The organism is Lutimonas vermicola (genome assembly GCF_038433205.1).
Lineage (GTDB): Bacteria > Bacteroidota > Bacteroidia > Flavobacteriales > Flavobacteriaceae > Lutimonas > Lutimonas vermicola.
Genome location: NZ_JBCDNA010000001.1, coordinates 1,442,129 through 1,466,671, shown reverse-complemented (window position 1 = coordinate 1,466,671; position 24,543 = coordinate 1,442,129). Strand labels below are relative to the sequence as shown.

At 39.0% G+C, this 24,543-nt stretch carries 18 protein-coding genes and 1 pseudogene; 10 read left to right on the top strand and 9 right to left on the bottom strand.

What is annotated here, in order from left to right; all coding sequences use genetic code 11:
* Positions 1–23 precede the first annotated feature (23 nt).
* From AABB81_RS06560 to trkA, 5 genes are all read right to left on the bottom strand, one after another.
* A complete protein-coding gene (locus tag AABB81_RS06560; protein ID WP_342159402.1) occupies positions 24–1,538 on the bottom strand; it encodes an SLC13 family permease in 1,515 nt (504 codons plus the stop codon).
* Between the two features lie 27 nt (positions 1,539–1,565).
* The gene (locus tag AABB81_RS06555; protein WP_342159401.1) at positions 1,566–3,503 is read right to left on the bottom strand and encodes a CocE/NonD family hydrolase; all 1,938 of its coding nucleotides are present in this window, start codon (positions 3,501–3,503) and stop codon (positions 1,566–1,568) included.
* A gap of 103 nt (positions 3,504–3,606) precedes the next feature.
* Entirely contained in the window at positions 3,607–7,041 is a 3,435-nt protein-coding gene (locus tag AABB81_RS06550) for a methylmalonyl-CoA mutase family protein (RefSeq protein ID WP_342159400.1), read from the bottom strand.
* A 111-nt stretch (positions 7,042–7,152) separates the two neighbouring features.
* The gene (locus AABB81_RS06545) at positions 7,153–8,664 is read right to left on the bottom strand and encodes a TrkH family potassium uptake protein (RefSeq protein ID WP_342159399.1); all 1,512 of its coding nucleotides are present in this window, start codon (positions 8,662–8,664) and stop codon (positions 7,153–7,155) included.
* A 7-nt stretch (positions 8,665–8,671) separates the two neighbouring features.
* The gene (trkA, locus tag AABB81_RS06540) at positions 8,672–10,021 is read right to left on the bottom strand and encodes a Trk system potassium transporter TrkA (RefSeq protein WP_342159397.1); all 1,350 of its coding nucleotides are present in this window, start codon (positions 10,019–10,021) and stop codon (positions 8,672–8,674) included.
* A 139-nt stretch (positions 10,022–10,160) separates the two neighbouring features.
* Between trkA and radC the strand changes: the two genes are divergently transcribed.
* The 9 genes from radC to AABB81_RS06495 all read left to right on the top strand — a co-directional run bounded on the left by radC (position 10,161) and on the right by AABB81_RS06495 (position 18,938).
* Positions 10,161–10,838 (top strand): RadC family protein, encoded by a 678-nt coding sequence (gene radC / locus AABB81_RS06535; protein ID WP_342159396.1) that lies wholly within the window; start codon positions 10,161–10,163, stop codon positions 10,836–10,838.
* 103 nt (positions 10,839–10,941) lie between these two features.
* Positions 10,942–12,264, top strand: a complete 1,323-nt coding sequence (locus AABB81_RS06530) for a polysaccharide deacetylase family protein (protein ID WP_342159394.1) — start codon at positions 10,942–10,944, stop codon at positions 12,262–12,264.
* A gap of 60 nt (positions 12,265–12,324) precedes the next feature.
* Positions 12,325–13,188, top strand: a complete 864-nt coding sequence (locus AABB81_RS06525) for a hypothetical protein (RefSeq protein WP_342159392.1) — start codon at positions 12,325–12,327, stop codon at positions 13,186–13,188.
* 1 nt (position 13,189) lies between these two features.
* On the top strand, positions 13,190–14,383 hold the full coding sequence (locus tag AABB81_RS06520; RefSeq protein ID WP_342159391.1) for a glycosyltransferase: 1,194 nt from the start codon (positions 13,190–13,192) through the stop codon (positions 14,381–14,383).
* A complete protein-coding gene (locus AABB81_RS06515) occupies positions 14,373–15,818 on the top strand; it encodes an oligosaccharide flippase family protein (RefSeq protein ID WP_342159390.1) in 1,446 nt (481 codons plus the stop codon). The genes AABB81_RS06520 and AABB81_RS06515 overlap by 11 nt, the downstream gene beginning before the upstream one ends.
* 6 nt (positions 15,819–15,824) lie before the next feature.
* Complete coding sequence (locus AABB81_RS06510) at positions 15,825–16,013, top strand: HAD family hydrolase (protein ID WP_342159389.1); 189 nt, start codon at positions 15,825–15,827, stop codon at positions 16,011–16,013.
* An 8-nt stretch (positions 16,014–16,021) separates the two neighbouring features.
* On the top strand, positions 16,022–16,447 hold the full coding sequence (locus AABB81_RS06505) for an HAD family hydrolase (protein WP_342159388.1): 426 nt from the start codon (positions 16,022–16,024) through the stop codon (positions 16,445–16,447).
* A 77-nt stretch (positions 16,448–16,524) separates the two neighbouring features.
* Entirely contained in the window at positions 16,525–17,961 is a 1,437-nt protein-coding gene (locus AABB81_RS06500; protein ID WP_342159386.1) for a DUF5723 family protein, read from the top strand.
* Between the two features lie 2 nt (positions 17,962–17,963).
* Positions 17,964–18,938, top strand: coding sequence for a hypothetical protein (locus tag AABB81_RS06495; protein WP_342159385.1), 975 nt, complete (start codon positions 17,964–17,966; stop codon positions 18,936–18,938).
* A 13-nt stretch (positions 18,939–18,951) separates the two neighbouring features.
* On the opposite strand, the gene AABB81_RS06490 is transcribed toward AABB81_RS06495, so the two are convergent.
* The gene (locus AABB81_RS06490) at positions 18,952–20,226 is read right to left on the bottom strand and encodes a replication-associated recombination protein A (RefSeq protein ID WP_342159383.1); all 1,275 of its coding nucleotides are present in this window, start codon (positions 20,224–20,226) and stop codon (positions 18,952–18,954) included.
* 119 nt (positions 20,227–20,345) lie between these two features.
* Between AABB81_RS06490 and AABB81_RS06485 the strand changes: the two genes are divergently transcribed.
* A complete protein-coding gene (locus AABB81_RS06485; RefSeq protein WP_342159382.1) occupies positions 20,346–21,011 on the top strand; it encodes a rhomboid family intramembrane serine protease in 666 nt (221 codons plus the stop codon).
* A 13-nt stretch (positions 21,012–21,024) separates the two neighbouring features.
* On the opposite strand, the gene rlmB is transcribed toward AABB81_RS06485, so the two are convergent.
* From rlmB to AABB81_RS06470, 3 genes and pseudogenes are all read right to left on the bottom strand, one after another.
* A complete protein-coding gene (gene rlmB / locus AABB81_RS06480; RefSeq protein ID WP_342159381.1) occupies positions 21,025–21,765 on the bottom strand; it encodes a 23S rRNA (guanosine(2251)-2'-O)-methyltransferase RlmB in 741 nt (246 codons plus the stop codon).
* A 131-nt stretch (positions 21,766–21,896) separates the two neighbouring features.
* Positions 21,897–23,306 (bottom strand): SusD/RagB family nutrient-binding outer membrane lipoprotein, encoded by a 1,410-nt coding sequence (locus AABB81_RS06475; RefSeq protein ID WP_342159380.1) that lies wholly within the window; start codon positions 23,304–23,306, stop codon positions 21,897–21,899.
* A gap of 20 nt (positions 23,307–23,326) precedes the next feature.
* Positions 23,327–24,532: pseudogene (locus AABB81_RS06470) on the bottom strand (TonB-dependent receptor domain-containing protein); the annotation flags it as partial.
* Positions 24,533–24,543: the final 11 nt, after the last annotated feature.

Genomic DNA, 24,543 nt, shown 5'->3' with positions numbered 1-24,543 from the left:
ATAGTTTGTTAAATAGCTCTTAATTATTTCGCTGCCCATGAAGGAAAATCATTCACCGAAATGTTAAAAATAAAAGTCGCGAGGTAATAGGTCACTAAAGTTACTATGATAATTCCAATGAAATTAAGGGCCAGGCCTGTTCTCGACATATCCACAACCTTTAATCTTTTGGTGCCAAAAATAATGGCATTTGGGGCAGTGGCAGAAGGCAACATAAATGCCAGTGAAGCCGAAATGGTTGCAGGTAACATAAACAGCAACGGGTTGATTTCAATGCTCATGGCAAGGCCTGCCAAGACAGGAAGAAAAGTTTCAACCGTAGCAACATTCGAGGTTAACTCCGTAAGAAAAGTAATCAAAAAAGACACTGACAAGATGATAAGAAACGGGTGCACCTCTTTGAGCCAGATCAACTGGTCACCAAACCATTGAGATAGTCCCGACTCCTTGAATCCACTGGCTAAGGCAAACCCTCCTCCAAATAACAGAATAATTCCCCAAGGGATATTTTCAGCAGTTTTCCAATCCATTATAAATTTACTGCTGGAGTTTTTCGAAGGGATAAGAAACAATGCGATTGCAATTGTTATGGCCACAGTTCCATCATTTAAAAACTTAGGATTTTCAAAAATATTAGACCAGCCTTTAAGCTCAAAGAAGCCAACATCTACATCGGCCCTTGTAAACCAAAGAACTGCGAGCAACCCAAAAAGCACGGCAATAATTCTTTGTTCTGTTATCCATGGCCCAAGTGTTTTGTATTCAATTTCGATATCCCCCGTATCAATATGTGTCCATTTAACAGATTGATTTTTAATAAAAACCAGGTATAAATACCCATAGGTGATCAACAGCAATACTATGACAATCGGAAATGCATAAAAAAACCAGGATGCAAATGAAACCTCAGGGCCATCCGGAAAATAGATGGCGAAAATTCTCGCAAACGAAAGGTTTGGAGGCGTTCCGACCAAAGTCGAGATACCACCTATGGATGCACTATACGCAATAGCCAGAAGAAGGCCTGTTGAAAAAGACCTGATGTTACTATTCTTGTTCAGCTCTTCGAACTTTAAGATAATTGACATGAGGATAGGAACCATAAGCATGGTGGTCGCCGTATTTGATATCCACATGGATAAAAACGAAGTGGCAAGCATAAAGCCCAGCATGATTCTTGCAGGACTGCTTCCAACCATCAAGAGGAGTTTTAAAGCTATTCTTTTATGCAGATTCCATTTTTGCATGGCCAGGGCAAATAAAAAACCACCAAGAAATAAAAAAATAACATCATTGAAATAATTGGATGCAACGGCCTTCCCGTTCATAACGCCAAGAATAGGAAAAAGCACAAAGGGAAGGAGCGAAGTAACAGCCAGAGGGATAATCTCTGTGACCCACCATAATGCCATTAACAATGCAACTGCCAGGGTATATGTAATCGCAGGGTTATTTTTGTCTAATTCGACAAAAAACACAAGATAAAAAAACAGAACCGGTGCAGCCAAAAAAACCATTGTTTTAATGCTTTGACCCATGGTTCTATGATCTTTGTTATGCACGGATTATTTCAATACGGTTAATTCAATAAAAGAAGAAGAGTAAACTGTGTGTGTCTGTGTTTGGAAATCACTTTCTTTTGCTTTGAATATATTTGGGACATAGGTCTGGGGATTTAAATCAATCAACGGAAACCAGGTGCTTTGAACCTGAATCTGCAGTTTGTGGCCTTTTTTAAATGTGTGAAAAACATCCTGTAATTTGACAGGGACCGTCGTTTTTTGATTGGGCACAAAAGGCTCTGGCTCAGAAAAACTGTTTCTGAACTTTCCACGCATTACTTCGCTTCTTACCATTAAATGATAATTACTCATTTTTAAGTGATCCTGAAGTCCTTCATGATCATTTTTAGCATCTGCCGGGTGAACATCAATCACTTTAACGATCCAGTCGCAATCTGTTCCTGTTGTAGCTACTTGAAGTTTGGCCATTATAGGACCTGCAAGTGTCATGTCTTCATTAAGAATTTCAGTTTCAAAAACCAATACATCAGGTCTTCTGGCCGCAAATCTCTGATCATCAGTCATATATTTTCTTGGTGTAAATACTGTCTTAATGTCTTCGGAGTAGGGAACCGGTCTTTTAAGGTCACTGACGAATGAAACCTTTGTTTCGTTCAGATTACTCCTCGAGAGTTTTTGATTCCCGGTTAGGTACCATTTATGTTTAGAAACGTTTTCAGGAGGCCAGCTCATAAAAGTACGCCAAGTCTTTTTACCTGAGTCAAAAACATAGGCCTCCGGAAGTCCCGAATTGTGATCGCCATTATTCTTTAAAAAATGCTCAAAAAATTGGGATTCTATTTCCTGCTGAAAGAAATCGGAAATGGAATCGCCAAAATAATAGTTACCCACGACATTTTTTATTTTTGACCTTGACCAGGCACCATGGTCCCAGGGGCCGAAAACAATAGTATTGTAATTATCAGGGTTATGGGCTTCTATTGTTTTATAGGTTTCGAGAGGTCCGTATAGATCTTCTGCATCAAACCAGCCACCAACGATCATGGTCGCCACCGAGGGTTTGATGTTTTTCAGGTGCTGTATGATTCCTTTTTTTTGCCAAACACTATCATAGTTGGGGTGATCTATAAGTTCCTGCCAAAAAAAGTCATCAACGATATCTTCTTTTCTCAAACCCGGATTGTCCACGGTCTCGTATTGAAAATATTTGTTCAAATTGCTTAGAGGTCCTGCATCAAGAAAGAATTGGTATTGATCTTCGGTTTTTAAATCAGGGGTTTTGTACCAAGCCGTATCAATCGGTTTATCCTTAGGCGTTCCGAACAAGGATGTTACCCTGAAATAACTCAATAAATAGGCCCCGTTGTGATGAAAGTCATCAAAAAAGAAATCACCGATGCAGGCCTGTGGAGAAGCAGCTTTTAGTGCCGGGTGGGCATCGATGGCAGAATAGGTAGCATAAAAGCCGGGATAAGAAATACCCCAGGTACCAACATTGCCGTTATTATTTTCCACATTTTTGATCAGCCAATCAATTGTGTCATACGTATCTGAACTTTCATCTATATCGAGATCTGACTCTTTATTTGGAATATATGCCCTCATATTGTCATAGGTGCCTTCGCTCATCCATCGGCCTCTTACATCTTGATAAACAACGATATACCCTTGTTTCATCATGTATTTATTCGGGCCAAGCGTGGCTGGGTATTCGCTTTCTCCATAGGGTTTACAGCTATAAGGTGTCCTTTTTAAAAGAATGGGATATGATTTTGATTTGTCTTTAGGGCTGTAAATGCTTGTATGTAACTTGATTCCATCCCTCATCTCTATGGTGACTTCCTGTTTATTGAAATGATCTGTTACATAACTACTCTTTTGATCTGTACCCTGTATTTCTGTGTCAGTTCGTTCAAAACATGATGATATCAGGAAGCTTGAGAGCAACAGGATTACAAAGGCAAATTGATTTCTTTTCATAGATTTTGAATTATTTCCCGTAAATCTACAAAAGTTATGCTAATTCCCTTTTTTTGCCCTCTTTTTCTTAAACTTAAATCTTTTTGTGGAACAGATATATGTTTTACATATTTCTTCGGTATTGTCCTCCGACTTCGAATAGGGCAGAAGTAATCTGACCCAAACTGCAAACCTTTGTTGCTTCCATGAGCTGTGCGAAAATATTTTCATTTTTGATCGCAGTCTCTTTAAGTTTTATAAGCTCTCTGCCAGATTTTTCCTTGTTGGCCCGATGAAGCTTCTCAATGACTTCGATTTGATGTTGTTTTTCTGTTTCCGTGGCTCGAATAACTTCCTGTGGAAGAATTGTTGGAGAACCTTTGCTGTTTAAAAAGGAATTTACGCCGATAATTTCAATTTCCCCGTTGTGTTTCAGGGTTTCATAATAAAGGCTCTCTTCCTGAATTTTTGATCTTTGGTACATGGTTTCCATGGCACCCAATACACCTCCCCGTTCAGTGATTTTATCGAATTCCAAATAAACGGCTTCTTCTACCAGATCGGTTAATTCTTCGATAATAAACGAACCTTGCAAAGGATTTTCATTATTGGCCAGGCCCAGTTCTTTATTGATGATCAATTGAATCGCCATGGCCCTTCTTACTGATTCCTCAGTGGGGGTCGTAATGGCTTCGTCATAGGCATTGGTATGCAGGGAATTGCAGTTGTCGTAAATGGCATAAAGAGCCTGTAAAGTAGTACGAATGTCGTTGAAATCAATTTCCTGGGCATGCAGCGATCTTCCCGAGGTCTGGATATGGTATTTGAGCATCTGCGCCCTTTCATTTGCGCCGTACTTAAGTTTCATGGCCTTGGCCCAGATTCTTCGCGCCACCCTTCCTATAACGGCGTATTCAGGATCAAGCCCATTCGAAAAGAAGAACGATAAATTGGGCCCGAATTTATCAATATCCATCCCTCTGCTGAGATAGTATTCCACATAAGTGAACCCATTAGACAGGGTAAAGGCTAATTGCGAAATTGGATTTGCCCCGGCTTCTGCAATATGATATCCGGAAATCGAAACAGAATAAAAGTTTCGAATCGCATTTTCTGTAAAGTATTCCTGTACGTCGCCCATCATTTTTAAGGCAAACTCCGTAGAAAAGATACAGGTATTCTGTGCCTGATCCTCTTTGAGTATATCAGCCTGAACCGTACCTCTAACTTTTGAAAGGGTATCTCTCTTAATGCTGTTATATATGTCTTTAGGTAATACCTCGTTTCCGGTTACACCCAAAAGCATCAATCCGAGGCCGTTATTGCCTTCGGGCAATTTGCCCTGATACTGAGGGCTTTCCATGCCCTTTTCTTTAAAGATTTGATCAATTTTTTGCGCTACTTCTTGTTCAAGTTTGTTGGCGATAATATATTTTTCGCATTCCTGATCGATGGCAGCATTCATAAAGAAGCCCAAAAGCATGGGTGCAGGACCATTTATTGTCATGGAAACCGATGTCATCGGGTTTGTCAGTTCGAATCCTGAATATAATTTTTTGGCATCATCAAGGCAACATACAGACACTCCCGCGTTGCCAATTTTACCATAAATATCAGGTCTGTGATCAGGATCATTTCCATAAAGAGTGACCGAGTCAAACGCTGTCGAAAGTCTTTTTGCCGGTGCATTGAGGCTGACATAATGAAACCTTCTGTTGGTTCTTTCAGGCCCGCCTTCACCGGCAAACATCCTGGTTGGATCTTCTCCCGTTCTCTTGAAAGGATAAATCCCCGAAGTAAATGGAAATTCACCGGGGACATTCTCCCGAAGGATCCAAAGTAAAAGATCACCCCAGGCCTTGTATTTCGGGAGGGAGATTTTTGGAATCTTCAACTGGGATAGGGAAGTGGCATGCGTTTGAATTTCAATGACCTTATCCCTTACCTTGAATTTAAAAACCTCATTTTGATAGGCCTTCCTTTTGGTTTCAAACCCCCTGATATGTTCCCAGTTATGGGGGGTTAAATTCATTTTTGCTTCTTTAAATTCAAGCATCAGTCTTTCAATCAAAGGTTTGCTCTTGTCATCAATATTACTGCCGGCTTCAGATAAGCTTATGCCATTGGCATTCAGGTCAATGATTTCACCGGTTAAACTTTGTAAAGTGAGGTAGATGCCATAAAGGTTTTGAGCTATGCTACTTTGCTCTTTGCACCATTGGTCATATTGAGAATTCGTGTCTGATATTTCTGATAAATACCTGACTCTTTTGGGCGGTATAATAAACTGTTTTTCACTTAAGACACTGGATACTTCCAAAGACGAAACAAACGAGGATTCCGAAATGTTGTCGAGTTGATCCATGATATGTTTATACAACTTGTTTGTGCCGGGGTCATTAAACTGAGAGGCGATTGTGCCAAAAACCGGCATGCTGTCTATTGATTTGTCCCATTGCTGATGGTTTCTCTGATATTGCTTTTTAACGTCTCTAAGGGCGTCCAGTCCTCCTTTTTTGTCAAATTTATTTAAGGCAATCACATCCGCAAAATCAAGCATATCAATCTTTTCCAGCTGTGTTGCCGCACCGTATTCAGGCGTCATCACGTAAAGGGAAAAATCGGAATGATCAAGTATCTCAGTATCAGATTGACCGATACCGGAGGTTTCTAAAACGATAAGGTCAAAAGAAGCTGCTTTTAAAATGTTAACCGCCTCATTGACATGCTTCGAAAGGGCAAGATTTGATTGTCTGGTTGCCAGCGAGCGCATATACACACGTTCATTATTGACAGAATTCATCCTTATTCGGTCTCCCAGCAAAGCTCCTCCGGTTTTTCTTTTTGAAGGATCAACTGAAATGATGCCAATATTTTTTGTAGGAAAATCTGCCAGAAACCTTCTCACGAGTTCATCTACCAAAGAAGATTTCCCGGCCCCCCCGGTACCGGTGATCCCTAAAACAGTGGTAGGATTTGTTTTTTTGTTTAGGTTTTTATAGGTGTCCTGAAAGATATTTGGATGGTTTTCTGCCAGAGAGATAAGCCTGGCGATTGTATTTTTATCATTCTTTTTTAATTGTTCCTCCGTATCACCTTTTCTTTCATCCAAAAGGGAAGGATCAAAATCACATTTTTCGATCATATCATTTATCATTCCCTGAAGCCCCATATGTCTTCCGTCATCAGGAGAATAGATGCGTGTAATGCCATAAGCCATCAGTTCATCCATTTCTTTGGGAAGAATTACGCCGCCGCCGCCGCCAAAGATCTTAATATGGGGGCCGCCTTTTTCCTGTAAAAGGTCATACATGTATTTAAAATATTCATTGTGCCCTCCCTGATAAGAGGTCAGTGCAATAGCGTTCGCGTCTTCCTGTATGGCCGTATTCACAACTTCTTCAACACTTCTGTCGTGTCCAAGATGAATTACTTCAACACCTGTTGACTGAATAATTCGCCTCATGATATTGATCGCCGCATCGTGCCCGTCAAATAATGATGCAGCTGTAACAATTCGAATTTTATTTTTAGGAATATAAGGCTTAACGATCTTCATAAATAAGTTCAATTAGTAAGGTGCAAGTTACTGAATTTACAAAATAAATCTCAGGAGAAATTTTGATCAAATTAACAGATTCGAAAAAAACGATCATTAATTAGATTAAGCTTAGTTGCTTTTCCAAAAATATGGTGTAAATATTATTAAAACGGTAAATAATTCCAGCCTGCCACAGAGCATAAGCATTGTTGACCACCATTTGCCAAAAGGAGGTAAACTCGAATAATTGTTCACTGGGCTCAAGTCGCCAAAAGCAGGACCCACATTACCAAGCGAAGAGGCGGCAGCTCCCACAGAAGTAATTAAATCGATCCCCATAAGGCTGAATACCAGCGAACCGACAGCAAAAACAATAAGGTAAAGAATAAAGAAGGCCATGATGTTAAAAACGATCCCGCGTGTAACTGTTTTAGTGTTGTAACGCACAGGTACTATTGCATTGGGATGAAGGCTTCTTTTGAATTCAAGAAACCCGTTTTTGATCATGATAATATGCCTGACAATCTTTACACCACCGGCCGTAGACCCTGCAGAGGCACCCAGAAACATCATGATCAGGAACATAACTGTAAGAAAAGGCGTCCATATGGTATAATCAGCAGACACAAAGCCTGTAGTCGTTACAACGGCAAGTACTTGGAACAAGCCATGCCTGAAGGAGCTCTCCAGCTCTCCAAATACCTTAGGGTGGGCTATGACCTGAATATCCGTTGGATGTATCGAAACACTGGCATAAAAATAAATAATGATCGTTGCAATTATTGTTAACGAAACGATGATGATGAAATAATATTTAAATTCTTCATCCTTGGTGTATTTTTTAAAGTCACCCTTAAAGGCAAAATAACTTAGCACAAAGTTGGTACCCGCTATAAACATGAAGAAAATGATGATATACTGTATCAGAGGTTGATCGTTCCAAAAGGCAATACTTGCATTTTTAGTTGAAAACCCTCCTGTTGATAAAGTGCTCATAGCATGATTGATCGCATCAAAATAACCCATTCCTGCGAGCTTGAGCAACACAGCTTCAGCAAGGGTAAGGCCGAAATAGAGAAACCACAATCTTTTGGCCGTGTCTGTGATTCTCGGATGCAATTTGTCACCTGAAGGCCCTGGGGCTTCAGCAGCAAACATCTGCATACCTCCAATTCCCAGCAAAGGCAATATGGCAATGGCCAGTACGATGATTCCCATACCTCCGATCCAGTGTGTAGTGCTTCTCCAGAACAGTATGCTTTTAGGGATGATCTCAATGTCATTCAAAATGGAAGCTCCCGTAGTCGTATACCCCGACATTGTTTCAAAGAAAGCATCCGTAAAAGAAGGGATCGCACCCGACAATATATAGGGTAGCGCTCCTGATAAAGACATGGTAACCCAACCAAGAGTCACGACCAGGTATCCTTCGCGTTTTTTAATCTTTTTTTCAAAGCCTTTGGTTGCAAAACGCAAAACAATGCCAATAAAAACGGTCAGGCCACCTGCGAGAAGAATACCGTTCAACGCTCCGTCATTAAAGTACCAGCTTACAAGCCCTGAAACAAGCATAAACCCTCCGTTAAACAGGAGCAGAATACCCATGAGCTGCAGAATGATCTTAAAATTGAATTTTCTCATTTAGTGATCAGTTAAAGAATCGCTCAACCTTGGAAATGGTCTTTGGAAAACAACAAACCACTACTTTATCATCTTCTCGAATTTTAAAATCCCCAAGGGCAATTATACCGGTGTTATCCCTGATGACCCCACCAATGATAGCATTTCTGGGGAATTTCAGGTCTTTAATGGGTTTTTTCGTGATTTTGGAATTTTTGTGTGCTTTGAATTCAAGAATTTCGGCATTAATATCATTCAAAATCGTCATTTCCAGTACTTCCCCTTTTCTGATGTATCTGAATATAGTATTTGCGGCAAGGAGCTTTTTATTGATCAGTGTATCGATTCCGATGTTCTTGCTAAGGCTGAAATAGTCAACATTCTGCACAAGAGCAATCGTTCGTTCCACACCTTTTGATTGTGCCACTAAACAAGACATAATATTGGTTTCTGACCTTCCGGTAACGGCGACCACGGCGTCCATTTCGGAAACATTTTCTTCCTCAAGCAGGTCTACGTCCCTTCCGTCGCCGTATATGACCAGGGCATTGGGAAGCAAATCGGCTAACTCAATGGCTCTTTTTTTATTGTATTCTATCAAGGTGATATTCAGGTTTTTACTACAAAGGTCTCTTGCAGTTTTCTCACCTATTTTACTTCCGCCAAGGATAAGAACATTTTTTATAGGTTTGTTCTTTACATCAGATAGTCGATTCAATTCTTCCACTCCTTTTTCGAGCGTGATAAAATACACCTGATCCCCCACTCTGAATTTAGTGTCTCCACGAGGGATTATGGTTTCGACGGTATTTTTTCTTTTAATGACAATGGGCATAAAATTGATCCCTGCAAAAATACCAGCGGCTTCTTTAACCGTTTTTCCAACGAAAGGTGCCGATCTTGAAAGTTCCAGGGCTACCATGGTCAGTTTTCCGCCTTCAAACTCATGTGTTTCGTTAAAAGTAACTTTTTCAAGAAGCAACTTTATCTCATGGGTGGCCAGTTCTTCTGTAGAAATCAGTTCATCTATACCCAATTCTGAGAAATTAATTTCATCTTTATTATCTGTAAATTCAGAATTACTGATTCTGGCGATGGTTTTTTTTGCTCCAAGTTTTTTTGAGATCACACATGCTGTGATATTTGTTGTCTCAGAAGATGTAACTGCAATAAAAAGATCCGAATTCTGAATATTAGCCTGTTTCAGTGCCTGAATTGAAGTAGCGTCAAATTGTAACGTTTTGATGTCTAATTTTGAATCTGCATAAAGTAACCTGTCCTTGTCTTTGTCTATAAGTATGATTTCATGCGATTCATAGGAAAGTAGTTTTGACAAATGATATCCAACTTCTCCGGCACCGGCAATAATTATTTTCATTTAATTTTTATTGATTGAACATTTCAATAAACAGAATAGTCAGACTCAAATTCATGATATTGAAAGTACAAATGTATTATTTTTCTTTCATATGCTAAGGTTGATCTTTATACATTCATGACAATAAATTAGAAAAACCATGATCATAAAAGAATGGAACGAGGATGACCAACCCAGGGAGAAATTATTCTCAAGGGGTTGTTTGGCTTTGTCGGATACCGAGCTGCTTGCAATTTTAATAGGATCAGGTAACAAAGAGGATTCTGCTTTGTCCATATCCAGAAGGATATTGTCTGATACAAGTCATAACCTGGGAGTCCTGTCAAAATACAGTGTTCAGCATCTTGTTAAATTCAGGGGAATTGGAAAAGCTAAAGCCATTCTGATCATTGCGGCACTGGAGTTGGGAAGGAGAGGAAGGGTGTCAAAAAACATGAAAAAAGTGCAACTATGCAGTTCGGGATCGGTTTTTGAGTTGATGCAACCACTCATAGGAGAATTGGATCATGAAGAATTTTGGATTTTACTTCTTAATAATGCCAATAAAATTCAATTCAAATGGCGCTTAAGTATGGGTGGTATCACCGCGACACTGGTGGATGTACGATTAATTTATAAGAAAGCCATTGAACATGGCGCTACCAGCATTATACTCTGCCACAACCATCCATCAGGAAACAGAAAACCCAGTCAGTCAGATATCGTCCTGACAAAAAAAGTGATCAAAGGAGGAGGTATTCTGGATATCAAAGTTCTTGACCACATCATTGTAGCCGGCAAGGCGTATTACAGTTTTGCAGACGAAGGAGCTTTGTGAATGGATCGGCTTTTTCAATGAATTTCATGATACAAGTCTTTTGAAAAGAGATTTTCTAATACGCTTTATAAAGTTTACATTTGAGTAGTCAAACAAACCAAATATGCTCTTAGTATATACCCATAAGATAACGCCCAGGTTAACCTATACATTCAGACATTTGTTTGTCAGAATTCTTAATGTGGAAGTAAGTTTTACCACTAAAATAGAAGAATTTATAGCACATGACGGCCCCAAGTTTTCATATACGAAGCAACCTTTGGGCAGTGAATTATTTGTAAAATGCAATGACCTGCTTTTCAATCAGGGAATAGATTATTTGGAGGTGAATATGGTAACCTGGGAAGATGTGCCCTGCTTTTTCCAAACAAACTTCTCTGCAGAAATGTCGTGTGATATTTTCGCAGCAAGTTTCTATTTGATCAGTCGCTATGAAGAATACCTGCCTCATGTAAAGGACCAGTTTGAACGTTTCCCGGCTTCCGAAAGCCTGGCATTTCAACATAAATTTCTGGACCGCCCCATGATAGACATCTGGGCCTATAAATTCAGAGACATTTTAACAGGTCATTTTCAGAGCTTTGCAGAGGAATTGAAAAGTGACAAGAGAAAATTCAACTATATTTCAACCATAGATATCGACAATGCTTATCAGTTTAAGCACAAAGGTTTTACAAGGAGTATTGGGGGCATACTAAAAGATATCATTCATTTTGATGTCTCGAATATATGGATGCGTTTTTTAGTGATTTTTGGCATAAGACGAGATCCGTTTGATATGTACAAAAAACTATTGTTCATGAAAAAGAAGTACGGTATAAAAACCATCTTTTTCTTTCTTCTCGGTGAATACAGCACTTTTGACAAAAATATTTCTCCCGGGAACACAAACTATAAATTGCTCATTAAAAATATAGCTGATTACGCAGAAGTGGGTATTCACCCCTCTTATTTCAGTATGAAAAATGAATTGAAGATCAAAAAGGAAAAGGAAATACTTGAAGGAATCGTCAATTTTCCAATAAGGCGTTCAAGGCAGCACTATCTTCGGATTGAGTTGCCAGAGACTTATCAGAACCTGGTTGACCTTGAAATTTATGAAGAATATTCAATGGGATATGCCTCGCATTTTGGCTTTCGGGCCAGTACCTGCACCCCGTTTTATTTTTACGACCTGGATTTTGAGATTCAAACACCTTTGAAGGTCTTTCCTTTTGCAGCCATGGATGCAACCTTGAACGATTATTTGAATTTCACCCCGAAAAGGGCTTTCAATACCATCATAAAACTGGCTAAAGAAGTCAAAAAAGTGGATGGTACCCTGATCACCATTTTTCATAATGAATCACTGAGTGGATCCGGAAGATGGAGAGGTTGGGGAAAAATATATGAAAGCCTGCTGATCGAATTAAACAAAGTATTATGATCTTTATTTTTTTTATCAGTTCTCATACTTTTTTTTAAGGCCGTAAAAGATGTTCATTTCATGATCAAGTATATTCCATATCGGCAAATTGATAAAAACAGATATGATATTTGCATACAAGAATCAATCAACAGCAGGGTCTATGCATTGAGCTGGTATCTAGATTGTGTTTCTGAAGGCTGGGATCTGTTGGTTGAGGGAGATTATGAATCGGTCATGCCCTTGCCCAGAAAGGTTAAATACGGTATTTCTTATATTTTCACGCCATCTTGGGTTCAGCAATTAGGCGTATTCTCAAAACAAAAACTTTCAGAAAATAAAGTGCTGGAATTCATAGGAGCCATTCCTAATAAATTCCTTTGGATTGATTATCAATTGAATGCTGACAATCAAATCTCTTTGAAATCAAGTAGTTCAAAACTAAATTATGTGCTCTCCCTCCAAGGAGAGCACACAGACATCCAACAGGGGTATAACAAAAACAGAAAGAGAATTTCGAGTAAAACACCTGAAGGTCTTTACCTAGATAAAAAAGGTGATGCGGATGTTTTTATTGAAAACTATAAAAAACTGAACAAGCCTTATTCAATAAGTGATCTGGCTGTAATTCAATTGAGATGTTTATGCCATGCTAACAACAAACATGTTCATGTTTGGAATGTTTTTAATGAGGGCATATTCAGGGGAGGCTTGGTTTGGTTGAGTGATGCACGCCGCATTACTTATCTGGTTCCTGTTTCGGATGAGAAGGCCAGGCAACTTCATATTCCTACCTTTATCATCAATGAATTGATCAGGGATTTTCAGGCTCAGGACATTATTTTGGATTTTGAAGGATCGATGATTTCAGGCGTCGAAAAATTCTATCAGAGTTTTGGAGCACAACCTGAAAGCTACGTTTATTTAAAAAAAAGAATCATTTAAAATGTCTAAACCCATAAGAATTTGTTTTTTGGCCGACAGACATAATCTGTTTGACGACAGGATTTATTGGAAAATGGCAGTTCCCCTGGTAAAAAGGGGGTATACTGTTCATTATCTGCTCATTGGCGGTGAAGCTGCATCAGGAACCACTGATGAAGGTGTACATTTCAAAATCTTGAAACTCAAAACATTTGCGCCGAACAGATTTTTAAATTTTTTTTTAAAAAGATTCAATCCCCGTAATAATTATCGAATAATGTTTGAGGAAGCCAAGCGGTTAGAGGCTGATATTTACCATTTTCACGACCTGTGGATCAACAGGATTGCCGTAAAATTGAAAAACCTTCGCCATCATCCTGTTGTTTTTTATGATGCCAGGGAGCCTTATGCAGAGGATTATATGTCGTATGTGAAAACCCATTTTCCGTTGTTGCTAAGGATATTTGCCTCCTGGATCAACTCTTGGGAAAAGAAACAGTCAAAAAACTATGACCTTATCATTGCTAATGAAAACATTGTTCAACAAAATTTTGCCAACGTGGTGGGGGAGGAACGAGCAGTAGTATTGTATAATTACACCGATTTAGCAGCAGATCATCAAGAGGTACCCTTGATGGAAAAAAAGTATGATCTTATTTATACCGGTGCCATTACAGCCCTAAGGGGGGCCTTTGAAATAGTCAAGGCTGTCAAAAAGGTAAGAGAAGAAATTCCTGAGGTTAAAGCCTTGTTTCTTGGAAACTGCTATCCTCCCGAATTTAAAGAAAGGCTCAGATCATTTATAGACAGCCATAATCTGGCTCATCATATTGAGCTGGCCGAAGCAGTTCCATATCCGCAAGTGGCCCATTATTATCAATTGAGCAAGATTGGATTGGTACTGTTGCAGCGTATCAAAACTTTTGAGATCAGTATGCCCATAAAGTTGTTCGAATATATGGCCCATGGTTTACCGGTTATAGGGAGTGACTTTGGACATATGAAATCTTATATCCAAAATGATGACTGCGGGATAGCAGTTGATCCAACGGATACAGAGGCAATAGCAAAAGCTGTTGTTGACTTGTTAACTAACCATGAGTTGTATGAAAGGTATAGCGACAATGGCAAAAGGGTATCCCGGGAAAGATACAGGTGGGAACTGGAATTTGAAAAACTGATGAGTTATTATAACAAGGCTTTGGATGCAAGATAAAGACCAACATAAAAGAGCCACTTTTAAAAAGGATTTCCTATGGTACTTTTTAGGTTCCATTGTGCCGATGATGGTTGGATTTGTAAAGACGCCCATTTTTACGAGATACTTTGACAAAGAATCCTTTGGCCAGTTAGGTCTGGTAACGATTACATTTTCGTTTTTAGGCATGATTTTTTTTTCATGGATAAGCTCATGCCTGTGGCGTTATTACAGTAAATATGAAGCTTCGGGGCAATTAAGATTCCTTTATAGCAACCTCTTCTTTCTGTTTTCCATATCAATGCTGTTGCTCAGTCTGATCACTGCCGGGTGGTTTTTGAATTCAGGGAATAGCCTGATTAGAGAATTAATAGGCTACTCTTTTGTTCAATTGATTTTTAATCAACTTTATCTTGGCTATATGGTGGTGATACGGTTAACTGGAAAATCTATGTATTACACTGTTATACAGGGTGTTAAATCTTTGCTAGGTCTGTTTACAGCCTTGATTTTCGTATTTTATTTTGAATGGGGAATTGTTGCATTGGTGAGCAGCCTGGCTTTTATAGACCTTTGTGCATTGATATTTTTAACATTGACAAATCCGGCAAAACTGATGTTTGGTATAAAAGACATCAAAAAATCCATGCTGATAGCATTGCTTCAATACGGAAGTGCAGGGTTGATTTTAAACCTGAGCCTGTTGAGCATATCATATAGTGACCGTTACATTATCGCCCTTTTTTATGATCTCGATCAGGTAGGGGTTTACGACCAGGTGTACAAAATATCACAAATTTCTATTATGGCTTTAATAGCGATATATTTCAATACGGTCAACCCGGTTTTATTGAAGCGACTGGAATCAGACTTTAAAGGCTCGCTTGCCCTTACAAAGTCATACTTGTTTATTTTTATCTTTTTTGGACTCCCCATTGTATTTTACCTTTCATTGTTTTCTAAGGAACTGGCCTGGTTGTTATTGGGAAAGGACTTTAGAGCTGGCTATATACTGATGCCTTCTATTTTTATGGCAACATTCTTACAAGGGCTTTCAAACTTTTTTGAATTGAGATTAAAATTCTCTGACAGGATTAAGAAACTGGTTATAATTGCCCTGATTACGGCATTATTGAATATTGTATTCAACTTGATTCTGGTAAGTTCATTCGGATATGAATGGGCTGCACACACAACGGTTATTTCTTACACAGTTATGATTCTTATGCTGGTTTATGGCGACCCCATGGTATTGGGTATTATAAAAGAGAAACACAAGATCTTAATCGAATTAATTGTATTATTAACAATTCAATACATGGTTTACATTATTTTCGTTGATAAAATGAACATACAAAATGGAACAAGAATGGGTATAGGATTTATCTTTGCTTTGCTTTTTCTTATTTATTTTAGAAAAGCAATTTCAAAAATGGAGCTACCGGCAAACTGACAACAGATGGATATAAAACATATTTTTTTTGACCTTGACCATACCTTATGGGATTTTGAAACAAATTCGAACAAAACATTTTCATTTATTTTTCAAAAAAATGGACTTGAAGTAGAATTTGACAAATTTATTGAGGTCTATCAACCCATTAATCATCATTACTGGAAGCTTTTGACGCTATTGATTTTGAGATAAGTGATGCCATGATCGATGTGCTCTCAGTTGATTATATCACTTATTTGGCCGATCACAATGCCTTATTTGAAAATGCCATTCCCGTATTGGAATATTTAAAGAAAAGTTACAAGATGCACATCATTACGAATGGTTTTGAAGAAGTACAGCACAGAAAGCTTCAAAACTCAAATTTGCTTCCGTTTTTTGATCATATCATTACTTCGGAAAAAGTAGGCGTTAAAAAACCTAATAAGGAGATATTTGAATATGCAATGAATGTTACTGGTGCGGGAGCTGGGGAAAGCATGATGATTGGGGATAATTTTGAAGCGGATATTTTAGGAGCCATGAATGTGGGCATGCAAGTCATATTTTGTAAATTCAATGGTGAAATTGCAACCAGGGACGTGCCTATGGTTGATAACCTGACCCAACTCAAAAATCTTCTTTAAGTTGCCCAGGTAAAGGATTTCAGAAAATAGATGTATATTTAGCACTTGTAGTTAACAAGATTGCTTGAAATCCCCTCATGATCAGAACATGCTGTATATACCTTGTGTTTGTACTGTTGTGTGCCAAAACCACGGCTCAGAACATGCAGATTTTATATGATTTTGATCAATTGCCTCAAACCTTAATGCTGAATCCAGGATCGGAAATTGATTATGACATGCACTTCGGTATCCCTTTTCTATCGAATGTTTATGGGGTTGCAGGTTCATCGAGCAGGGATGTGAATTACAATAATCTTGTTGCCGGAACAGAAGACACCGGGGACGTTTTGAGAAACCTTCATGAACTCAGGCTTGGAAGCGGTGAAATATTTTTGTTCCATCAGCAAATTGAAGTCCTTAATTTCGGAATGCGCTTAAGAAACCCAAGCTATTACCTAAGCTTTGGAATGTATCAGCAGACCGATGGTTTTTCGGCCTACCCCCAGGATTTTGCGGATCTTTTTTTTTATGGAGACGATCAGGATCAGGATGGGATCCCTGAGTATGAGAAAAATTACAATGCTAACGACGTGAACACCGTTTTTGAGTTGTTAGGGGTGTTCCACGTAGGCATAAACAAGAAGGTCAATGAAAAATTAACCATAGGAGGAAGGCTAAAATTATTATCCGGATCCATTGGGCTTGAAACAAGCTCTAACAGAGGGACTTATTACCTCAGTCGAAACCCCTTGTCAAATGAACCCTATGTTCATAATTATGAGAATATTGGTGTCCAGTTAAATACGGCAGGGATTCTGGATCCTTTTGACCTGAGCGAAGATATAGGAACGTCATCGGAGTTGTTCGCCGGACTTTTTTTTATGAATGGAAGTATGGGCGCTTCATTGGATCTTGGATTCACCTATGATCACAGTGATGAATGGACTTTTACGGGCAGTTTGCTCGATATCGGAATGATTTCTTTTAAACATAAGCTAACCAACATAGACTTTGATGATGCTGTCATTCCATCTGATGAATTCTATGATCCGGCAGGAGCTGAGCTGGATTACTGGGAAACCTTGTATATTAAAGATGAACTTCCCCTGAGCACTGACGAAAGATCATTCTCTTATTTGAGATCACCCAGATTAAATGCTTCAGTAAGATACAACATGCGCAGAAAGGTTAAATATGACAAAATAGCCTTTCGAAATGTCAGGGCTGATCTTTCAAGTGATTATTTAACGAGCTCCTTTGGCCTTCAGGTTTATACTGCATTCAGGCCAAGTACCCCGGTTTGGGCCGTAACCGGATTTTATTCGAGAGAATTGAACAAATACCTGTCACTTAAAGGCACCTATACTGTTGATAAATTTTCATTTTACAACATAGGGATCGGGGTTTCAACCCATATAAAAAGTTTTAATTTTTATCTGACAGCCGATAATTTAGTAGCTTTACCAACCGTAAAAAACAGTAATTACCAGTCTTTTCAATTTGGCATGAATTTTACCTTTAACAAACCCTGATTATGATTCTGCATAAAGCAATCCTACTTTTTTTGTTATTGGGCTTTATAGCCCCGATATCTTCTCAGAATGAATTGGATCCCTATAAATACATCGTAGTGCCCAAACAATATGATTTTTTAAAAAAGGAAAATCAGTACCGGGTGAATTCTTTTACCAAATACCTTTTCGACCAGAACGGCTATCAGGCTTTTTACCAAGGTGATGATTACCCTGATGATTTGCGAGCCAATCCATGTTTGGGACTAACAGCCAATGTCATTGACGGATCAAATGCTTTTACGACCAAAATAGTCCTGGTTTTAAAAAATTGTAGTGGTGAGGTTGTTCTTCAAACCGTTGAAGGAAAGAGTAAAATCAAGCAATATGACAAGACCTATATCGATGCCCTGAAGAAATGTTTTGTTACGATTGAGGAACTTGATTACAAGTATGACCCGAAGGCACTTTCACAATCAGCTGCGACAGTTACCACAGCTGAAAATAAAAAAAATGACATTAAAGCAGAGGTTGCTCCGGTAGTAGCAGCCGGTGCCGCTGAAAAAGAAAAACCTAAGAGTACGGTTGGTGACGTTAAAACCGATCCCGTTCCTGTTACAGAAAGCAGCCAGGCTAAGGTAGTTGTTGTTGCAGCTCCGATTGCTGTTAAAGAGGAGAAGCCTGATGCGCCATCCCAAATGGAAGCTCCGGTGGTAGCCAAATCGTATAAAAATGAGAAGATTACTTTTTTACTTGTCAATCAGGGTGCGCAATTGCAGGCCTATGTAACCAAAAGTACGTCAGAGAAATATATACAAGGGGAATTGATTGGAACGTTTGAAAAAACATCGCTACCCAATGTGTTCAGGGTGGCCTGGAAAAAGCCCGAAAAGGATATTGATCAAACAACCGCTTATTTCGATGAATCAGGAGATTTAAAGATCGACATTCACCGCGATGGCAAATTGGAGGTGCTTACTTTTAAAGAAGTAAAATAGGGCTAGTTCAGGATCAGTAACCGTACTTTGATTTCCATCTTTTTTTGAGAATCTCCCTGAACTGATGCTCCCTGGGATTGTTTCCGGGATCATATAGCTTTGTATTGCTTATTTCTTCGGGTAAAAATTCCTGTTCCGCAAAATTTTCTTCGAAATCATGGGCATATTTGTATTCCATTCCATAATTGAGCTCCTTCATCAATTTTGTCGGGGCATTTCTCAAATGCAATGGGACAGAGAGGTCTCCGGTGTTTTTAACAAGTTGCTGGGCTTTATTAATCGCCATATATGAGGCATTGCTTTTTGCTGAATTTGCCAGGTACACGGCACATTGACTTAAAATGATCCTGCTTTCAGGATTTCCAACAACCGCAACTGCCTGAAAAGTGTTATTGGCAAGGATCAAAGCTGTGGGATTCGCATTTCCAATGTCTTCGGATGCTAAAATGAGCAACCTTCTTGCGATGAATTTGACGTCTTCACCTCCTTCAATCATCCTGGCAAGCCAGTAGACAGCTCCATTCGGATCGCTGCCTCTTATTGATTTGATAAAGGCCGAAATAATATCATAATGCTGTTCCCCCGTCTTGTCATATCTCACTGTATTTTTTTGAACCTTGCTCAGTACCAGGTCATTGGTAATACTGGCACCCCCATCTTGTGAATTGACCACCAATTCGAATATATTCAGTAATTTTCTGGCATCTCCTCCCGATAATTGAAGCAAGGCATCAGTTTCTTTAAGATCCACTTGTTTTTTTGATATATAAATGTCTTTTTCAATGGCCCGGTGCAATAGGGATATCAGGTCATCTTTGTCGAATGGATTTAAAACATAAATCTGGCAACGCGAAAGCAGCGCCGGAATCACTTCAAAACTTGGATTTTCGGTGGTGGCACCAATTAAGGTCACCCAACCTTTTTCGACGGCGCCTAAAAGAGAATCCTGTTGCGATTTGCTAAAACGGTGAATTTCGTCAATAAATAAGATGGGGTTTTTTGTTGTAAACAAGCCTCCGCTACTCTTCGCTTTTTCAATAATATCTCTAACATCTTTAACCCCTGAATTGATGGCGCTGAGCGAATAAAATGGCCGCCCAGATTGCTGAGCGATGATATTGGCCAGGGTGGTTTTTCCTGTACCCGGAGGCCCCCAGAAGATCAATGAAGGAATAAAGCCACTTTTTATATGGGTACTCAGGGCACCTTCTTTACCAACAAGGTGTTGTTGGCTAATATATTCCTCAATTGTTCTCGGCCTTATTCTTTCTGCCAATGGTTCATTCATACCGTAAAAGTAAACTAAATTGACTAACCTTGAAAGTGAGAGAAGAATTCTGTAATCATATTTTTTTGACAGATCCCGTTTATTTGAATATTGTATTTTTACAGAAAATAAACGTAGCTATGACCGCACAAAGTCAGTTTAAATTTTCACCATGGATCCTGGCGGTTCCTCTTTATTTTGTACTGTCATTATGGTTGATTTACTGGTTTGAAGTGCGAAACGGTTATAATTTTAACAGTTATGGAATATACCCTCGGAGTTTTAGCGGCTTGAAGGGAATTGTCTTATCGCCCTTTATTCATGGCGACATCAAACATTTATACCATAATTCAGCGCCCTTGTTTGTATTGCTGTTCAGCCTGTTGTATTTCTACAGGAGTATCGCATGGAAAGTTTTTATTTATGGGACCCTCTGTGCCGGGGTCATGACATGGATTATTGCAAGAAAATCTTATCATATCGGCGCCAGTGGCATTATCTACCTGTTGTTTAGTTTTATATTCTTTAGCGGGATCATAAGAAACAACTACCGTTTGGTGGCGGTTTCGTTAATGATCATTTTTCTTTACGGGAGTATGGTGTGGTACGTGTTACCCGTTAAGGAAAATGTTTCATGGGAAGGGCATCTTTCGGGATTCGTTTTCGGGCTTATTTTCGCTTTTTTCTACAGAGGCACAGGGCCTCAAAAGTTTCAATACGAATGGGAGAAAGAAAATTACGAAGCTGATGATTTTGATTCACTCTTTGAAGAGCGTGAGCAATTAGAATCTGATCACAAAGGGTGATCTAATCCTGATTTTAGCCTCTTTGACGTACTATTTCATAAAGAGCGGCACCACAAGCCACTGAAACGTTCAAAGACTCTATAGAACCAAATAAAGGGAGTTTAGCTTTGTGATCGGAATTCTTTAAAACAGAAGTAGAGATTCCTTTATGCTCCGAACCCATCACAAGGGCCGTCGGCCCGGTAAAATCGATATCAAAAATACTTTTATCAGATTTTTCAGTTACCGAAACGATCTGTATGTCGTGTGCCTTGAGCTGATAAATGGCGTCAAGCACATGGTTCACCTTACAAATAGACAGGCTGAAAGCAGCTCCGGCAGATGTTTTTATGGCATCGGCGTTGATCGGGGCGCTTCCATGTGAAGGAAGGATTACGGCATCCACACCCGTACATTCTGCTGTTCTTAAAATCGCACCAAGATTGCGTACATCGCTGATCTGATCTAACAATAAAAAGAGGGGGCTGGCCTTTACATCTGATAGGGCACTTAGAACTTCATCTAAGTCTTTAAAAGTAATTGAAGAGGTTTTGGCAACCGCTCCCTGATGATTCTGGAACTTCGAAAGTTTGTGGAGTTTTTCAACAGGAACATAACTAAAGGAGATATTATGCTCATTTATTTTATGTTGCAAAGCTTTGGCTAATGAGCCCTGAATTTCTTTTTGAAGGTATATTTTTTCTATTTCCTGACCCGAATCGATCGCTTCCATAATGGCGCGTAATCCGAATATTTTAGTAGTGTCTTTATCCATGCTGCGAAGGTAAGATATTTTAACGATTCATGTATTTACTTCTACACAACCTGTATAAAAAAAACCATCACGCCGGAGGCGTGATGGTATCAACATATAAAAAGTGTCTAATCTAAATTATATATTTAATTTTAGTTTCCTTGACCAGTAATATCCCAGAAAACTCTAGAGTCTAGTTCGTCACCACCCATGGCAGACGAAGCTGCGTCATAATTGGTTCCGTTAATATTAGGCTCATCATTAGGATACACGTAACGTCTTGGTACTGGCAACAAAGATTGTCCGGCAATGTTCATTTTTGGCCAATCTAACAATTTCCAGGATGCCCAAGATTCAAAACCATTGATCATATAAAGAGCAAGGTATTTTTGAACACCAATTCTTTCATCCCAGTCTCCTGATGCATAACTTACAGTTGGCTGTGCCAAATAAGCTGCAGCATCAGCATCAGAACCACCATAAAACTTGATAGAAGAAGTTACCCCTTCGTTATAATAAGCTTCTGCGTCTCCGGCCACTAATCCTCTTTCAATAGCTTCAGCCGCTAAGAACTGAACCTCAGAATAAGACATTAACAAACCAGGAAGGTCAGATTCTTGGAAATAAGGACCAATATGCGTATAATTTGCAAATGGGCTGTTAACACCATAAATACCGCCGGCATAAGGAGTCACATTATCATCTAAATAAACAGGAGTTCTAGGATCATTCAATGGGACAATCAAATCCACCATCGTATTTGCAACGATAAAATCTGAACGACCGGATTGTACCAAACTAGTCCATAATGGATTTGTATTTGGTGGATCAGCCTCAAATGGATATGCAAAGTTGTCGGCATCACTTTCAAAAATACCTGCAGCCATAGCTTCAGAAGCTGCGCTGGCATTAGAGGTACGAACAGCTAATTTCAATTTTAATGAGTTACCGAATTTAATCCAGGCATCAGAATCACCGTGATAGATCAAATCAGCATCTGAAAAACCAGATCCCCCAGCTTCCAATGTTGCCAAAGCCACATCGATACGTCTGAATAAGTCAGTATAGATTGCTTCATCATCATCGTACTTTGGTTGAAGGACGTCATTCACGTTTAAAGCTTCTGAATACGGACAGTCTCCATAAGTATCCACAAGCACATGCCATGCAAAAACTTCTAAAAGTTCAATTTGTCCTAATTTGTTCGCTTTGTCTGAAGGAAGATCATTACCTTCTGTAACAATTTTCTTTGCTTCCGCAAGGTCATTCAATATGTCTCTGTAAAAATAAGTCCACATCGTACCACCAATATCACGGTTTCTCAAATCATAGTTTGGTTCATCCTGATAAGTAGTAGACCCAACGTTCTGGATAAAATATTTGTAAATATTATAGTTCACACTGATACTTGTCATTCTTAAAAAGATGGTATATTCAGCGCTTGTCACTAAAAAATCAGCGGGTACTTCCGACGGATTTTTTTCATCTACGTTCCAACCTTCAAAATCTTCACAAGAGGTTGAGATAGCTAGAAGTAGAATTATTAAAAATAAATTCTTCATTTTTTTCATTTTTTTCATTATTAAAAGTCGATTTTAACACTAAATCCAATATCTCTTGTTGTTGGATATACTCCTGACTGATAACCTTGAACGTTACCAGAACTTAATCCAGCTTCAGGATCAGAGTAAGGAGTGTTTTTACTGAATATATGTAAGTTTCTACCTATGGCTGTGAAAGTCATGGCTTGTACGTGTCCTCTGAATACATCACTACCTAGTTTATATGATAAAGACATTTCTCTTAGTTTTACAAAACTGGCGTCATATACGTGTAATGCTTGTGGAGCTCTCGTCCAACCTTCAGCATGTGCGTAGTAGTCATATCTTGTTCTTACAGTATTTGGAGTTCCATCAGGAGCTACACCACCAAGAACGATACCTCCACCTTGATCTATAGGAAGACGTTTTGGGTTACCAAGGTCATTAAGACCAACAGTGTTGTCTGTAACACCAGTACCATAACCGTACCAGGTATCCAATGAGAATACACTACCACCATCTTGCATATCAATCAAGAATTGAAAGCTTAAGTTTTTCCAAGTAAGGCGGTTGTTAATACCTCCTCTGAAGTTAGCCTGGAAAGAACCTAAGTTCTCAGTTGAACTATCCGTTCTTTCGTAACGACCAGTGTCTTGGTTGATCACTCTTTGACCGTCAACATAAACGAAGTCTCTACCCTGGATCATACCATAAGGTTCTCCAACGGTTGCATTAATAGAAACCCCACCTTGAGGACTTGCTAACAATAAGTTGCTAAGACCTGAAGGCAATGATAACACTTCACTTTCGTTCTTACTATAGTTTAAGTCAATTCTCCATTCAAAATTCTCAGTCTTAACAGGAGATCCGTATACAGTGGCTTCAATACCTTTGTTTTGAATTTCTCCGGCATTCAACCATTGTCCGGTATAACCGGTAGCAGCACTAATCGTTACAGGAGTAATCAAGTCTTCAGATGTTTTGTCATAATACGAAACATCTAAACCTAACCTGTTTCTGAATAATGCCATTTCTAAACCAACTTCAAATTCATTTGAAGTCTCAGCTCTAAGATTAGCATTGTTATTTCTACTTGGTAAAGAAGCAGTTGGCTGGCCACCTGTAATATTACCCAATATAAAAACGTTATTTACTGATAATGGTCTTGCAGTGTTACCTGTTTTAGCATAACCAACTCTAAGTTTACCTAATGAAATCGCGTTTGAATCAAACAAACTAGACCATAAGAAACTAAGAG

Coding starts and splice junctions, on each gene's coding strand:
- AABB81_RS06495 (WP_342159385.1), top strand. CDS start 17,964: ATGATTCTGCATAAAGCAATCCTACTTTTTTTGTTATTGGGCTTTATA.
- AABB81_RS06520 (WP_342159391.1), top strand. CDS start 13,190: ATGTCTAAACCCATAAGAATTTGTTTTTTGGCCGACAGACATAATCTG.
- radC (WP_342159396.1), top strand. CDS start 10,161: ATGATCATAAAAGAATGGAACGAGGATGACCAACCCAGGGAGAAATTA.
- AABB81_RS06485 (WP_342159382.1), top strand. CDS start 20,346: ATGACCGCACAAAGTCAGTTTAAATTTTCACCATGGATCCTGGCGGTT.
- AABB81_RS06530 (WP_342159394.1), top strand. CDS start 10,942: ATGCTCTTAGTATATACCCATAAGATAACGCCCAGGTTAACCTATACA.
- AABB81_RS06550 (WP_342159400.1), bottom strand. CDS start 7,041: ATGAAGATCGTTAAGCCTTATATTCCTAAAAATAAAATTCGAATTGTT.
- AABB81_RS06515 (WP_342159390.1), top strand. CDS start 14,373: ATGCAAGATAAAGACCAACATAAAAGAGCCACTTTTAAAAAGGATTTC.
- AABB81_RS06500 (WP_342159386.1), top strand. CDS start 16,525: ATGATCAGAACATGCTGTATATACCTTGTGTTTGTACTGTTGTGTGCC.
- AABB81_RS06555 (WP_342159401.1), bottom strand. CDS start 3,503: ATGAAAAGAAATCAATTTGCCTTTGTAATCCTGTTGCTCTCAAGCTTC.
- AABB81_RS06560 (WP_342159402.1), bottom strand. CDS start 1,538: ATGGGTCAAAGCATTAAAACAATGGTTTTTTTGGCTGCACCGGTTCTG.
- AABB81_RS06505 (WP_342159388.1), top strand. CDS start 16,022: ATGATCGATGTGCTCTCAGTTGATTATATCACTTATTTGGCCGATCAC.
- AABB81_RS06525 (WP_342159392.1), top strand. CDS start 12,325: ATGATCAAGTATATTCCATATCGGCAAATTGATAAAAACAGATATGAT.
- trkA (WP_342159397.1), bottom strand. CDS start 10,021: ATGAAAATAATTATTGCCGGTGCCGGAGAAGTTGGATATCATTTGTCA.
- AABB81_RS06545 (WP_342159399.1), bottom strand. CDS start 8,664: ATGAGAAAATTCAATTTTAAGATCATTCTGCAGCTCATGGGTATTCTG.
- AABB81_RS06510 (WP_342159389.1), top strand. CDS start 15,825: ATGGATATAAAACATATTTTTTTTGACCTTGACCATACCTTATGGGAT.
- rlmB (WP_342159381.1), bottom strand. CDS start 21,765: ATGGATAAAGACACTACTAAAATATTCGGATTACGCGCCATTATGGAA.
- AABB81_RS06475 (WP_342159380.1), bottom strand. CDS start 23,306: ATGAAGAATTTATTTTTAATAATTCTACTTCTAGCTATCTCAACCTCT.
- AABB81_RS06490 (WP_342159383.1), bottom strand. CDS start 20,226: ATGAATGAACCATTGGCAGAAAGAATAAGGCCGAGAACAATTGAGGAA.